Here is a 12,535-nt window from a genome sequence, read left to right as displayed (position 1 = left end):
TGGGCGGATGGTTTCGAGAAGCTGCAGGTGGTTCCGCTGCTGGTCATTACGCCGCTGACGTTTCTCGGCGGCAGCTTCTATTCGATCGATGTGCTGCCGCCGTTCTGGCAAACGGTCAGCCTGTTCAATCCGGTCGTCTATTTGATCTCGGGTTTCCGCTGGAGTTTCTTCGAGATCTCCGACGTCAGCGTCGCGGTCAGTCTCGGGATGACAGTCGCGTTCCTCGTCATCTGCCTGGCCACAGTGTGGTGGATTTTCCGCACGGGCTACCGGCTCAAGGCCTGACGGAAACGTGTCATGCGCGGGCTTTGCCTGCGCATTCTGTCCTTTCGGTCGACGGATCGCTGGCTCGGGCCCGCAACGATCCGGCGCCTACCGCGTTGCGTTCCAGTCCGCTTCTCTCCCGCCGGTATTCGCCTTGCCGGTAATACCTTTGTCGGTCACGGTGCCGGTGTAGCGCGTCCCAGCAGCGGTGAATGCGATCTGGTCACCGGTCAGCTTGCCGTTCGTAACCGGCGCGACGACGTTGCCGTTCTTCAGCGTTCCCTTGATGTCCTGGTAGGTCTGCTCGAGCGTCAGTTCGCCCTGCGGCGTCTTCCAGGTGCCCTGCACCTTGGCGGGCACGATCCAGAAATAGGCGGTACAATGCGATGTACAGGCCTCGCCGTTCAGCGAGACCGTTTCGTCCGCACGCCAGTCGCCCATGTCGAACGAGTTCGACACGAGGCGCGTGCCGGGCTTCATGTCGAGGAGTTTCGGGCGAAGCTTCAGGTTGAGCGACGGCAACAGGAACATCGTGATCACTGTTGCCTTGGAGAAATCGCTCTCAAAGATGTCGGCCTTTTCGAAGGTCGCCTTGGCGGTGACGCCTTCTTTCTCGGCGTTCTTCTTCGACAATTCGACCATGTCCGGGTTGTATTCGATGCCCTTCGCGGTCGCGCCGCGCTTCGCCGCGGTAATGACCGTACGGCCGTCGCCGGAGCCGAGATCGATGACGTAGTCCTGCGCCGTCACCTTGGCCATGTCGAGCATCTTGTCGACGAGTTGCTGCTTGGTCGGCACCCAGACCACGTCCTTGCCTCGCTGTCCGACCTTCGGCTCGAAGGCGGGGGCTGGCTGCGCTATCGCGCAATTGATCGCGAGCGCGGCTGAAATGCAGGAGCCCGCAACCAGGCGGACGGACGTTGTCAGCGTGTGCATTGCAGTATTCTCCTTCGGCGCAGTCAGCTGCCGCGCCTGGCTTGCCATGTGACACCGGACTTGGTGGTGCCTTCGATGATATCGCCCCGGACCGTGCCGGTATACTCGGTGTCGCCCGCGGTGAATGTCAGTGCTTCGCCGAGAAGGCGACCATTCGTAACCGGTGCGGCCTTGCCATGCGTCGTGATCGTGCCTGTGAAAGTCTGGAATTGCTGCTGCAGCGACAGGGTCCCGGAAACGCCGCTGGTGGTGATGGTCCAGTCACCATCGACCTTTGCAGGGACGATCCATAGCAGCGCCCGGCAAAAGAAAAAGTCGCATTCCGCCTTCAGCGTCTGAACCTTGTCTGGCATCCAGCCGCCCATCTCGAACGTGTTCGAGACGACCCGCGTGCCAGGCTTCATGTTGAGGATGGACGGACGCAGCTTGATATTCAGGTCGGGGAGGAGAAATAGCACCACGACGCTGGCGTCGGAAAAATCCGTCGCGAACATGTCCGCCTGCTCGAACGTCGCCTTGTCGCCGACGCCTTCGTTCTCGGCGCTCGCCCTGGACAGGGCGACAAGATTCGCATCGAATTCGATACCGCGCGCCTTGGCGCCGCGCTTTGCGGCCGCGATCACGGCGCGTCCGTCGCCGGAGCCGAGATCGACCACCTTGTCCTGAGGCGTGACCTCGGCAAGCGTCAGCATCATGTCGATCAGGGCGTTCGGCGTCGGGACCCAGATCGCGTCCTTGCCTTGCTGACCGACCAGCGGTTTCGAGGGTTTCGTCGCCGGCTGTGCCGCAGCGGCGCCTGGAATGAGAAAGGCTGCAAGGCATGCGGCGAGTGTGATCCGCATGCCTTGCATCGTCGTTGATGTGGAGCGGCGCACGCTCACGCGCGCCTCGCACTCCATTTCGTGCCGGACTTGGTCACGCCGGTGATCGATCGGCCGTTCACCTTCCCGGTATACTCCGTTCCGCCGGCAGTGAACGTGATTTCGCTGCCGTTCAGCTTTCCATCGGTGATCGGGGTCACGGCCTTTCCGCGGCGGATGTTGCCGGTCACGGTCTGGAATTTCTGCTTCAGCGTGATCGTGTCGCGGCCCATCCTCCAACGGCCCTCGACGCGAGCCGGTACGATCCACAACAGCGCCTTGCAATAGGTCTGGCAGTTGTCAGTGACTTCGGCGATCTGATCGGGCTCCCAGTCACCCATTTCGAACGTGTTCGAGACGACGCGGGTGCCCGGCTTCATGCGCAGGATGGTCGGGCGAAGCCGCTCGTTCAGTTCGGGAAGCAGGAACAGCGTCAGCACATCCGCGTTCGAGAAGTTGGTGCGGAAGATGTCGCCGCGCCGGAACGTCGCCTTCTCGGTAACGCCGGCCTTCCTGGCGTTGAACTGAGACAGCTCGACCATTTTCGGGTTGTACTCGATGCCGAGCGCGGTCGCGCCACGCTGCGCGGCCGTGATCACAGTGCGGCCATCGCCGGAGCCAAGATCGATCAGCCGGTCCTTCGGCGTGAGCTTGGCGAGATCCAGCATCTTGTTGACGAGGGTGTTGGCGGTCGGCCACCACACGACGTCTTTGCCGTCCTGGCTGACTTCCGGAACGAAGGGCGGCTCCTCGCCTTTCGCTGCAATGTCGGGTGCTTTTGCTGCCGGTGTTTCGACGGCCTTGGGAGCCGGAGTTTCGGCTGCTGGCGCCTGTGGCGCGGCTTGCGGCGTGCTTGGCTGCGGGGCAGGGGCCTGCGCGGTCACGGCCGGCGCACCGCGTTTCGCCTGCCATGTCTCGCCGGACTTGGTCGTACCGGCGATCGTGTCGCCATCGACCTTGCCGGTATACTCGACGCCGCCCGCGGTGAAGCTGATCTCGTCGCCTCTCAGCTTGCCCTCGGTCACGGGCGTCACGACGTTGCCGTCCGCGATGGTGCCGGTGAGCTTCTGATATTCCTGCTTGAAGGAGAGTGCGGTCGACGACGAGCCGCGATCCATCGTCCACGTGCCGTCGACTTTTGCCGGTACGATCCAGAACAGCGCGCGGCAATAGCCCCTGCAATCCTCTGTCACCTCGGCGCGTTCGTCGGGCTGCCAGTCGCCCATCGAGAACGAATTCGAAACAACGCGCGTGCCGGGCTTCATGTTGAGAATGGTCGGACGCAGCCGCTCGTTCAGGTCGGGCAACAGGAACAGCGAGATAACGGTGGCCTTGGAGAAGTCAGTCTGAAAAATGTCGCCCTCGATGAAGGTGGCCTTGCCGGCGACGCCTTCCTTTTCGGCATTCGCCCGCGAGAGCTCGACCATCTTCGGGTTGTATTCGACACCAAAGGCGGTTGCGCCGCGTTTCGCTGCCGTGATGACAGTGCGGCCGTCGCCGGAGCCGAGATCGTAATGGATGTCGCTCGGCGTCAGCTTCACCATGTCGAGCATCTTGTCGACCAGCGTCTGCGGTGTGGGGACCCACACCACGTCCTTGCCCTGCTGGCCGACAGTCGGTTCGTAGGGTTTCTCCGCCGGCTGCGCCAATGCGACGCCCAGTGTGATGGTGGCAGCAACGGATGAAATTGCCGCAAGGCGTGCGGCACCAATGAAGCTACGCATGTATCTGTTCTCCGTCGCGCTCAGGCGCGCTTGGCCTGCCACTTGTCGCCGGACTTGGTCGTGCCCTCGATGGTCGAGCCGTTGACCTTGCCGGTGAACTCGGCGCCGCCCGCTGTGAAGGTGATTTCGTTGCCCTTCAGCTTTCCGTTCGTGATCGGGGTGATCACGTTGCCGTTCTTCAGGGTGCCGGTGAAGTTCTGATAGGTCTGCTTGAGCGTCAACTCGCCCTTGTCGGTATTCCAGACGCCGTCGACCTTGGCCGGCACGATCCAGAAATAGGCCTTGCAGTACGACGTGCAGCCTTCGGTAACCACCGCTTCCTCGTCCGCCTTCCAGTCGCCCATGTCGAAGGTGTTGGATACGACACGCGTGCCCGGCTTCATGTCGAGAATGGTCGGACGCAGCTTCGCGTTCAGGCTGGTCAGAAGAAACATCGTCACAACGTCGGCCTTGGAGAAGTCCGTCTTGAAGATGTCGGCATTCTCGAATGTCGCCTTGCCGGCCACGCCCGCCTGCTCGGCGTTGTATTTCGACAGCTCGACCATTTTCGGATTGAATTCGATGCCGCGCGCGGTGGCGCCGCGCTTCGCTGCGGTGATGACGGTGCGGCCGTCGCCGGACCCGAGATCGACAACGGAGTCGGCGGCCGTCACCTTCGCCATATCGAGCATCTTGTCGACCAGCGCCTGCGGGGTCGGCACCCAGATCACGTCCTTGCCATCCTGACCGACCGTCGGTTCGAACGGCTTCTGCGCCGGTTGTGCGAACGCGACATTCAGAGCAACCACCGCGGATACACAGGACATGATCGCGGTACGCGACACGAAACTCGGCACAGTCATACGGTCTCTCCAGAGGATTTGGTCCGGCCCGCGGCATGTCCGCGGAAGGAGGCGGGAAACAGATCGGGAAACAGATAGAGGATCATAGGCGTCCCGGCCAACGGTTACGAGCGGCCGTAGACGGGCACGATACCACCTCGCGTGACTGTGTTTTCAGGTGACGCAAGAAAGAGGATGGTCGCGGCCACCTGTTCGACTTTGGGCCAGAGGTCATGGTCGGCTTTCGGCATGGCTTTGCGGTTTGAAGGTGTGTCCATGATGGAAGGGGCGACCGCATTGACGAGAACACCGTCCCTGGCGACTTCTTCCGCCAGCGCCATGGTCAGCGCAGCAACGCCCGCTTTGCCGATTGTGTAGGCAGTCATTCCGGCTCCGGTCCGGGGCTCGAGTGCCGGACGGGCGGCGACGTTGACGATGCGGCCGCCATCCTGCCCGAAAGTCTTCAACGCCGCTCGGCAGCAAAGAAAGCAACTCACGATATTGGTGTCGAGTTGCGACATCAGGTCGGCCTTTCGGCTGTCCTTGAGCGTCTTCGCGGCGAAGCCTCCGGCCAGATGGACCGACGCCCACAGGCTGCCGACCTTGGCATAGAACAAGTCTGTCTGGTCCTGATCGGCGAGTTCGACCGACGGATAGACCTTCACACGCTCATGCTGCGCATAGGGGAAGAGGTCCGGCGCGTCATTGCCATGTGTCGGAATGTGACAGGTCGCGCCGCGGTCGAGGAGTGCTCCAACCACAGCGGTCCCGAGAGCGCCGATCCCGCCAGTGACAACGACATGACGGTCCCGGAAATCCAAGCGTCACTCCCGCCCGCGTCTGCTGCGAGTGGGCAGCACCTGATGATGGATCCAGTTGCGAACTTCGCGTGTCCGGAAATTCTTGTCGAGCACCGTGGAGTCGAGGCCGAGCCGCCACGACAAGGGCTTGTCATGCGGGTTCTCGTCGAGGCCCGCGACCTCGTCGGCATAGTCGTTCAGTTCGTCGTGATCGTTGAAGAACTTTTCCTCGATCAGGCGCTTGCCGTGGCGGCGGAAGCTCGCGGCGATGTCGGCGAGCGAATATTCCGGATGATATTGCACCCCCCAGGCGGTACATCCGTTGACCTTCACCTCGGCGGCCTGCACCGCGGAGAAAGCATTCAGTGCCAGCACCTGCATGTTTGGCGCCAGTGTTTCGACCTCGTCGAGATGGATGGTGACGGCATCGAATACTTCGTCCTTGCCGGCGAAGACAGGATGACCTCGCCCGGACGCGGTGAGCCGAATGCGCCGGCCGAAACCGATCTCGCGACCCTTCGGGTTGCGCCGGACGCTGCCGCCCGCCGCTGTGGTGATGATCTGCAGACCCCAGCAGCTTCCGAACAGTGGTGTCGACGAATCGAACACGGCGCGCGCAAGCTCGATCTGCGGATCAACATGCGGCCCGCGATCGTAAACGTGAAGGGCGGAACCGGTGATGACGACGCCGTCGTAGGATTCGAGCCCGGCACTGTCGGGAAGATTTGCGCCGGGATCGGCGGGGTAACAGATGTCGACATTAGCCCGCGGCAGAAACTCGCGCAGCAGCTCGGCATAGCCTTCGCTCGGAGCATCGCCGCCGGCCGCTTTCAGCAGGGCGCGTCCATCAGCAGTGTTTCCCTCGATGACGAGCAAACGCGGGGGAGCCATGACCAATCCGTGGTGCCCGCGTGGGGGGAAGCGGGGCCGTGCTTTTATATAGGAATTTGAGGCCATTTTGCGAGGGTTGGGCTTGGCCGGGATGTGCGGCCGGGCCATTCTGACGTGTCGGGAGGGAACTGCGAGGATGGCCGATTTCGACCTCGCCATCATCGGGGGCGGGATCAACGGCGCGGGCATTGCCCGCGACGCCGCCGGGCGCGGCCTGCGAGTGCTTCTGGTCGAACAGGGCGATCTGGCCTCCGGGACCTCCTCGGCCTCAACCAAGCTGATCCATGGCGGACTTCGCTATCTTGAGCACGGTGCTTTCCTGCTGGTGCGTGAGGCGTTGAAGGAGCGCGAGGTATTGCTTCGCAATGCGCCTCACATCATCCGGCCGTTGCGGTTCCTCCTGCCGCCGCAGCCGGAGATGCGTTCGCCGCTTTTGGTGCGGATCGGACTCTTTATCTACGATCATCTAGGCGGGCGCCGCATTCTGCCGCCGACGCAAACGGTCGACCTGACGCACAATCCGCTCGGCGTGCCGCTCAAGCGAAGCTACCGGTCCGGATTTCTCTATTCGGATTGCCGGGTCGATGATGCTCGTCTGGTGATCCTCAACGCGCTCGATGCTGCCGAGCGCGGCGCAAGCATCCGCACACGAACCAAATGCGTGCGCGCCGAACGCTCCGAGGAATGGTGTCTGATCCTGAATGCGCGCGGCAAGCGACAGGTCATCACCGCGCGCGCCCTGGTGAATGCTGCAGGTCCCTGGGTCGGCGTTGTGTCGGAGACCGTGATCCGCATGCCGGGGCCGCCGCGTGTCCGTCTCGTCAAGGGTAGCCACATCGTCGTGAAGAAGCTGTTCGATCACGATTCCGGCTACATCTTCCAGAATCCGGATCGTCGTGTGGTCTTCGCATTGCCCTACGAGCGCGACTACACCCTGATCGGAACGACCGACGAGAATTTCCAGGGCGATCCTGCGGGCGTCGGGCCGTCCGGCGCCGAGATCGCCTATCTCTGCAACACGGCAACGCGTTATTTCCGTCAGCCGGTCGCGCCCGCCGATATCGTTCACGCATTCGCGGGCGTTCGCTCGCTCTACGACGATGGCTCCAAGCGGCCGGAAGACGTGACGCGCGACTATCACCTTGCCTTCGACAAGAGCTACGGCAATGCGCCGCTGCTCAGCGTATATGGCGGCAAGATCACGACCTATCGCAGGCTTGCCGAAGCCGCGATGAAAAAGCTCTCCGATGTGTTCACGCCGAGCCGGCCCTGGACTGCACGCGTTCCGCTGCCGGGCGGCGACTTTCCCTATAACGGTGTCGAGGCGCAGATCGCCCAGGCGTTGCGCAAATGGCCGTTCCTGGAAGAAGCCCATGCGGGCCGGCTGGTGCGCGCGTATGGCACGCGGATCGGCGACGTCCTCGGCGACGCCGACAGCTATGCTGCGCTTGGAACACGTTTCGGCGCCGATCTCACCGAAGCCGAAGTACGCTACCTGATGACGAAGGAGTTTGCCGTCGACGCTGATGACGTGCTGTGGCGGCGGAGCAAGCTCGGTTTGCGGTTCGCCGATATGGAACGCGCCGCGCTGCAGCGCTTCATGTCGCCATTGCCTGCGTTGAAGCTCGTGACCTGACATGGCGGTCATCGCAATCGATCAGGGCACGACCTCCACGCGCGCCATCGTATTCGACGGCAAGATGCGGCCGCTCGCGACGGCGCAGCAGGAATTCCGTCAGATCTATCCTGCATCGGGTCATGTCGAACACGATCCCGAGGATATCTGGACGAGCGTTCTGGGGACCGTGAAGGGTGCGCTTTCGCAGGCCGGGCTTTCCGCGAGTGACATAGCTGCGATCGGTATCACCAACCAGCGCGAGACCACGCTGATCTGGGACCGGACGACCGGCAAGCCGATCCACAACGCGATCGTCTGGCAGGATCGGCGTACCGAAAGCATCTGCGCCGGCTTGCGCGAAGCCGGCCATGAGAAGGCGGTCGCGGAAAAGACCGGGCTTGTGCTCGATCCGTATTTCTCGGCCACCAAGATCGCCTGGTTGCTCGATCATGTCGCGGGAGCGCGGGACGCAGCGGAAGCCGGCCAACTCGCGTTCGGCACCGTCGACAGTTTCCTGATATATCGGCTCACAGCAGGGCGCGTGCACGCGACCGATGCCACCAATGCAGCGCGCACGCTCCTGTTCGATATCCGCAGCGGCCAGTGGGACGCGGAGCTCGCGGACCTGTTCCGCGTTCCGCTCGCAATCCTTCCCGATGTGAAGGATTGCACCGGCTCGTTCGGCACGACCGCCGCATTCGGCCGTGCAATTCCGATCCGCGGCGTTGCCGGCGACCAGCAGGCGGCAACCGTCGGCCAGGCCTGCTTTTCGCCGGGCATGATGAAATCGACCTACGGGACCGGCTGCTTCGCATTGCTCAATACCGGAGAGGGACCAGTCGCCTCGCGCAACCGGCTGCTGACGACGATCGCCTATCAGATCGGAGGCAAACGCACCTACGCGCTGGAAGGCGCGATCTTCGTCGCGGGCGCGGCGGTGCAGTGGCTGCGCGACGGCCTCAAGCTGATTGCGGAATCGTCGCAGACCGATGCGCTCGCCGCGCAGAGCGACCCGGGTGAGCAGGTCTATCTGGTGCCGGCTTTCGTTGGGCTCGGCGCGCCTTATTGGGATGCACAGGCGCGCGGCGCAATGTTCGGACTGACGCGCAATTCCGGGGCGGCGGAGTTCGCGCGTGCTGCGCTCGAGGCAGTGGGCTATCAGACCCGCGGTCTGATTGAAGCCATGCACGCCGATTGGCCCGCGGCGGCCAATACCGTGCTGCGCGTCGATGGCGGCATGGCCGCAAGCAATGCCGCCATGCAATTTCTCTCCGACATCCCGAATGCGCCGGTCGACAGGCCGAAGGTCATGGAAACCACGGCGTTGGGCGCGGCCTATCTGGCCGGTCTCGCGTCCGGCCTTTATCCCGATTTCGATGGCTTCGCCGCGACCTGGCAGCGCGATCGCCGGTTCGAACCCGGCATGGACGACGCCACCCGCGAGCGCAAATGGCAGGGCTGGCGCGATGCGGTGAGCCGCACCTTAACGCACCGTTCACGATAGCGCCGCCGGCGGCCAATCGATTTAAATTGTAGCTACCCGCTTCAAGCGGGTGAAACCCGCAAATGCGCATACAAAGCGAGTCAAATCGCCAAAGCCCTCCCACGCTTGCATCTCAAGCCGACGCAAGAGCTGACGACCGTGAAATCGCTGAAATCGAAAAGCCTGCAAGAACTGGTCCGGTCCACGCGTGTCCTTGTCATCGATGACGATCACTACATGCGCAAGGTGATCCGAAGCCTTCTGCAGGCGAACGGGATCCGGACTTTCTACGATGCGCAGGACGGTGCGACAGGCCTCGAAGCCATCATCTCGCTCAATCCGGACGTCGTCATCCTCGACTGGGATCTGCCCGACCTCAATGGTCCCGAGTTCATGCGCATCGTTCGCTCGCCGCTGACGTTTCCTGCGCCGGCGATTCCCATCGTCATGCTGACGGGGCAGGTCGAGCGCAAGACCGTGATCGAGGCGGTGCGGCTCGGCGTGAACGAGTTTCTCTGCAAGCCGATCTCGGCCAAGACGATCTTTGAGCGGATCGTGGCGATCCGGGCCAAGCCGCGGGAAATGGTGCGCATTGGCGACTATTACGGCCCGGCGCCGCGCAAGGCCGGCGGCAATATCGATACGCTCGCGGACTCCGCCGAGCCGGCCTGGCTCGGATAGCGCGCGTTCGCGCGAAGTCCACCTGCGGCGTAAGGGTTCTTGAGCCTCCCGCCCGAGCGGGCTAGGTTGAAAGGCGGACGGAACCACCGTCTGTTTTTCGGAAAACATCATGCCCGATCACCCGGCCAGTTCTCCGGACAGGCCACAATCGATTACGCCGATGGTTCGCTTTGCAGGCGTGAGCAAGCGCTTCGGTTCCTTCACCGCCGTCGATAACGTGTCTCTCGACATCGCCCCCGGCGAGTTTTTCGCGTTGCTTGGACCGTCAGGCTGCGGCAAGACGACACTGTTGCGCATGCTGGCCGGCTTCGAGACGCCGGACGCCGGCGAACTGCTACTCGATGGCCAGAACATCATCGGCGTCCCTCCCTACGAGCGGCCCGTCAACATGATGTTCCAAAGCTACGCGCTGTTCCCGCATCTCACGGTCGCGGGCAACGTCGCCTTCGGCCTCCGTCAGGAGGGCTGGACCAGGTCTGCGATCGCCGCCCGCGTCGCCGAGATGCTCGCTCTGGTAAAGCTCGAGCAATTCGCCAACCGCAAGCCGCACCAATTGTCGGGTGGCCAGCGCCAGCGCGTCGCGCTTGCCCGCGCGCTGGCGAAGTCGCCCAAGGTGTTTCTGCTCGACGAGCCGCTTGGCGCGCTCGACAAGAAGCTGCGCGACGAGACCCAGTTCGAACTGATGGCGCTGCAGCAGCGGCTCGGCCTCACTTTCATCATCGTCACGCACGATCAGGAAGAAGCCATGACCATGGCGGACCGGCTCGGTGTCATGCACGCCGGCAAGCTCGTTCAGGTCGGTACGCCGGCGGAAATCTACGAAGATCCGAAGACGCGATGGGTCGCCGAATTCATCGGCGAGGTGAACCTGTTCGACGGCACGATCTCCGGCCAGCAGGGCGATCTTGCGTCCATCGACACCAGGGCCGGACGGCTCGTGCTTGCGCGCAAGGACGGTTGCGCCGAGGGCCAGACCGTTTCGATCGCCGTACGCCCGGAGAAGATCGAGCTGGCGCGGGAGCCGGTCGCGAATGGGGTGAATGTGCTGCACGGCCATGTCGTCGACATTGCCTATCTCGGCGATCTCTCGGTCTACAAGGTGCGGGACGAGCACGGCATGATCGTGAAGGCTTCGGTCGCGAACAAGGATCGCCGTGCCGCAAGTCTGCTGCATCGTGGCGAAGAGGCGTGGCTCACCTTCGCGCCGGACGCCGGTGTCCTGTTGCGGGACTAAGCGATGGCGGGTCCTGCGAAGTTCGACCGTTGGTATCGCCGCACGGTGGTCGGCATTCCATACGCGTGGCTGATTGTTTTTCTGCTGGTGCCGTTCCTGATCGTGCTACGCATCTCGCTGTCGCAGACCGAACTGGCGCAGCCGCCCTACAGCCCGGTGTTCGATCCGTCCGCCGGCTGGCAGGGTATCAAGGATTTCGTCGGGGCATTGTCGCTCGCCAACTTCAAGCTGCTGTTCGGCGACTGGCTCTACCTCTCGTCCTATCTGCGCAGCGTCACATTCGCGGCGGTGTCGACCCTCATCCTGCTCGCGATCGGCATCCCCATCGCCTACGGTATGGCGCGCAGCCCGCAGCGACTGCAGCCGATCCTGCTGATCGCGGTCATCCTGCCGTTCTGGACGGCGTTCCTGATCCGCATCTATGCCTGGATCAATATTCTGCAGCGTGACGGCCTCCTGAACGACGCGTTGCTGGCGCTTGGTCTCATCTCGGCACCGGTCACTTGGCTCGCGACCGATACCGCAATCTTCATCGGCATTGTCTATTCGTACCTTCCGTTCATGGTGCTGCCGCTCTATGCATCCTTCGACAGGATGGACGACACATTGCTCGAGGCGGCGGCCGATCTTGGCTGTCCTCGCTGGAAAGCGTTCTGGCTGGTCACGCTGCCGCTGGCGCTTCCGGGCGTGATTGCGGGCTCGCTCCTGTGCTTCATCCCGATCGCGGGAGAGTTCGTGATCCCCGATCTGCTCGGCGGCTCGAACGCGCAGTTCATCGGGCAGACGTTGTGGACCGAGTTTGCCTTCAACAGGGATTGGCCGGTGGCGTCGGCGCTCGCGATGGTGTTGCTGGCTATCCTCCTGGTGCCGATCGTCTTCTATCAGGCCGTACAGATGCGCGCGCTGGAGCGGAGATGAACATGCAGCGCCGCACCTCGCCCTTCAACATCGTGTCGGTCGTGCTCGGTCTCGTGTTCCTCTACGTGCCGATCGCGATCCTGGTCATCTATTCGTTCAACGATTCCAGAATGGTTGCGGTCTGGGGCGGCTGGTCGCTCCGCTGGTATCGCGCGCTGCTCGAGGATTCTGCGATCCTGCAGGCGGCCTGGGTCAGTATCCGGGTCGCGTTCATGTCGGCCTGCCTTGCGACCGTGCTGGGTACGCTCGCGGCGCTGGCGCTTGTTCGCATGGGACGCTTCCGCGGCCGGCTGCCGTTCTCGGCA

General features: G+C 63.1%; 12 protein-coding genes and 1 pseudogene. 7 read left to right on the top strand and 6 right to left on the bottom strand.

What is annotated here, in order from left to right:
• Positions 1-285: ABC transporter permease (locus tag VNZ93_RS04705; RefSeq protein ID WP_325700771.1), on the top strand; the 285-nt coding region annotated here is incomplete at its 5' end.
• An 87-nt stretch (positions 286-372) separates the two neighbouring features.
• Here the strand turns inward: VNZ93_RS04705 and VNZ93_RS04700 are convergent.
• From VNZ93_RS04700 to VNZ93_RS04675, 6 genes are all read right to left on the bottom strand, one after another.
• Positions 373-1,200, bottom strand: a complete 828-nt coding sequence (locus VNZ93_RS04700) for a methyltransferase domain-containing protein (protein ID WP_325700769.1) — start codon at positions 1,198-1,200, stop codon at positions 373-375.
• A gap of 23 nt (positions 1,201-1,223) precedes the next feature.
• A complete protein-coding gene (locus VNZ93_RS04695; RefSeq protein WP_325700767.1) occupies positions 1,224-2,042 on the bottom strand; it encodes a class I SAM-dependent methyltransferase in 819 nt (272 codons plus the stop codon).
• 35 nt (positions 2,043-2,077) lie between these two features.
• Positions 2,078-3,784 carry a class I SAM-dependent methyltransferase gene (locus tag VNZ93_RS04690; protein ID WP_325700764.1) on the bottom strand — a complete coding sequence of 569 codons (1,707 nt, stop codon included), beginning with the start codon at positions 3,782-3,784 and terminating at the stop codon, positions 2,078-2,080.
• Between the two features lie 20 nt (positions 3,785-3,804).
• The gene (locus VNZ93_RS04685) at positions 3,805-4,626 is read right to left on the bottom strand and encodes a class I SAM-dependent methyltransferase (RefSeq protein ID WP_325700761.1); all 822 of its coding nucleotides are present in this window, start codon (positions 4,624-4,626) and stop codon (positions 3,805-3,807) included.
• 104 nt (positions 4,627-4,730) lie between these two features.
• Positions 4,731-5,426 (bottom strand): SDR family NAD(P)-dependent oxidoreductase, encoded by a 696-nt coding sequence (locus VNZ93_RS04680; protein WP_325700758.1) that lies wholly within the window; start codon positions 5,424-5,426, stop codon positions 4,731-4,733.
• A 3-nt stretch (positions 5,427-5,429) separates the two neighbouring features.
• On the bottom strand, positions 5,430-6,296 hold the full coding sequence (locus VNZ93_RS04675) for a type 1 glutamine amidotransferase (protein ID WP_325700755.1): 867 nt from the start codon (positions 6,294-6,296) through the stop codon (positions 5,430-5,432).
• Between the two features lie 136 nt (positions 6,297-6,432).
• Here VNZ93_RS04675 and VNZ93_RS04670 point away from each other — a divergent pair, with 136 nt between their 5' ends.
• The 6 genes and pseudogenes from VNZ93_RS04670 to VNZ93_RS04645 all read left to right on the top strand — a co-directional run.
• On the top strand, positions 6,433-7,932 hold the full coding sequence (locus VNZ93_RS04670; protein WP_325700752.1) for a glycerol-3-phosphate dehydrogenase: 1,500 nt from the start codon (positions 6,433-6,435) through the stop codon (positions 7,930-7,932).
• Between the two features lies 1 nt (position 7,933).
• Positions 7,934-9,418, top strand: a complete 1,485-nt coding sequence (gene glpK / locus VNZ93_RS04665; RefSeq protein ID WP_325700749.1) for a glycerol kinase GlpK — start codon at positions 7,934-7,936, stop codon at positions 9,416-9,418.
• A 138-nt stretch (positions 9,419-9,556) separates the two neighbouring features.
• On the top strand, positions 9,557-10,078 hold the full coding sequence (locus VNZ93_RS04660; RefSeq protein ID WP_325700747.1) for a response regulator: 522 nt from the start codon (positions 9,557-9,559) through the stop codon (positions 10,076-10,078).
• Between the two features lie 109 nt (positions 10,079-10,187).
• Complete coding sequence (locus tag VNZ93_RS04655) at positions 10,188-11,312, top strand: ABC transporter ATP-binding protein (protein ID WP_325700745.1); 1,125 nt, start codon at positions 10,188-10,190, stop codon at positions 11,310-11,312.
• A 3-nt stretch (positions 11,313-11,315) separates the two neighbouring features.
• Positions 11,316-12,230, top strand: a complete 915-nt coding sequence (locus VNZ93_RS04650; RefSeq protein WP_325700742.1) for an ABC transporter permease — start codon at positions 11,316-11,318, stop codon at positions 12,228-12,230.
• A gap of 2 nt (positions 12,231-12,232) precedes the next feature.
• A pseudogene (locus tag VNZ93_RS04645) lies at positions 12,233-12,535 on the top strand (putrescine ABC transporter permease PotI); the annotation flags it as partial.

It is taken from the genome of Pseudorhodoplanes sp. (assembly GCF_035565795.1).
GTDB lineage: Bacteria > Pseudomonadota > Alphaproteobacteria > Rhizobiales > Xanthobacteraceae > Pseudorhodoplanes.
Note: the sequence above shows the minus strand (reverse complement) of the source record. Positions and strands in the feature narration are given on the sequence as shown.

Coding starts and splice junctions, on each gene's coding strand:
- VNZ93_RS04700 (WP_325700769.1), bottom strand. CDS start 1,200: ATGCACACGCTGACAACGTCCGTCCGCCTGGTTGCGGGCTCCTGCATT.
- VNZ93_RS04695 (WP_325700767.1), bottom strand. CDS start 2,042: ATGCGGATCACACTCGCCGCATGCCTTGCAGCCTTTCTCATTCCAGGC.
- VNZ93_RS04690 (WP_325700764.1), bottom strand. CDS start 3,784: ATGCGTAGCTTCATTGGTGCCGCACGCCTTGCGGCAATTTCATCCGTT.
- VNZ93_RS04685 (WP_325700761.1), bottom strand. CDS start 4,626: ATGACTGTGCCGAGTTTCGTGTCGCGTACCGCGATCATGTCCTGTGTA.
- VNZ93_RS04675 (WP_325700755.1), bottom strand. CDS start 6,296: ATGGCTCCCCCGCGTTTGCTCGTCATCGAGGGAAACACTGCTGATGGA.
- VNZ93_RS04670 (WP_325700752.1), top strand. CDS start 6,433: ATGGCCGATTTCGACCTCGCCATCATCGGGGGCGGGATCAACGGCGCG.
- glpK (WP_325700749.1), top strand. CDS start 7,934: ATGGCGGTCATCGCAATCGATCAGGGCACGACCTCCACGCGCGCCATC.
- VNZ93_RS04655 (WP_325700745.1), top strand. CDS start 10,188: ATGCCCGATCACCCGGCCAGTTCTCCGGACAGGCCACAATCGATTACG.
- VNZ93_RS04650 (WP_325700742.1), top strand. CDS start 11,316: ATGGCGGGTCCTGCGAAGTTCGACCGTTGGTATCGCCGCACGGTGGTC.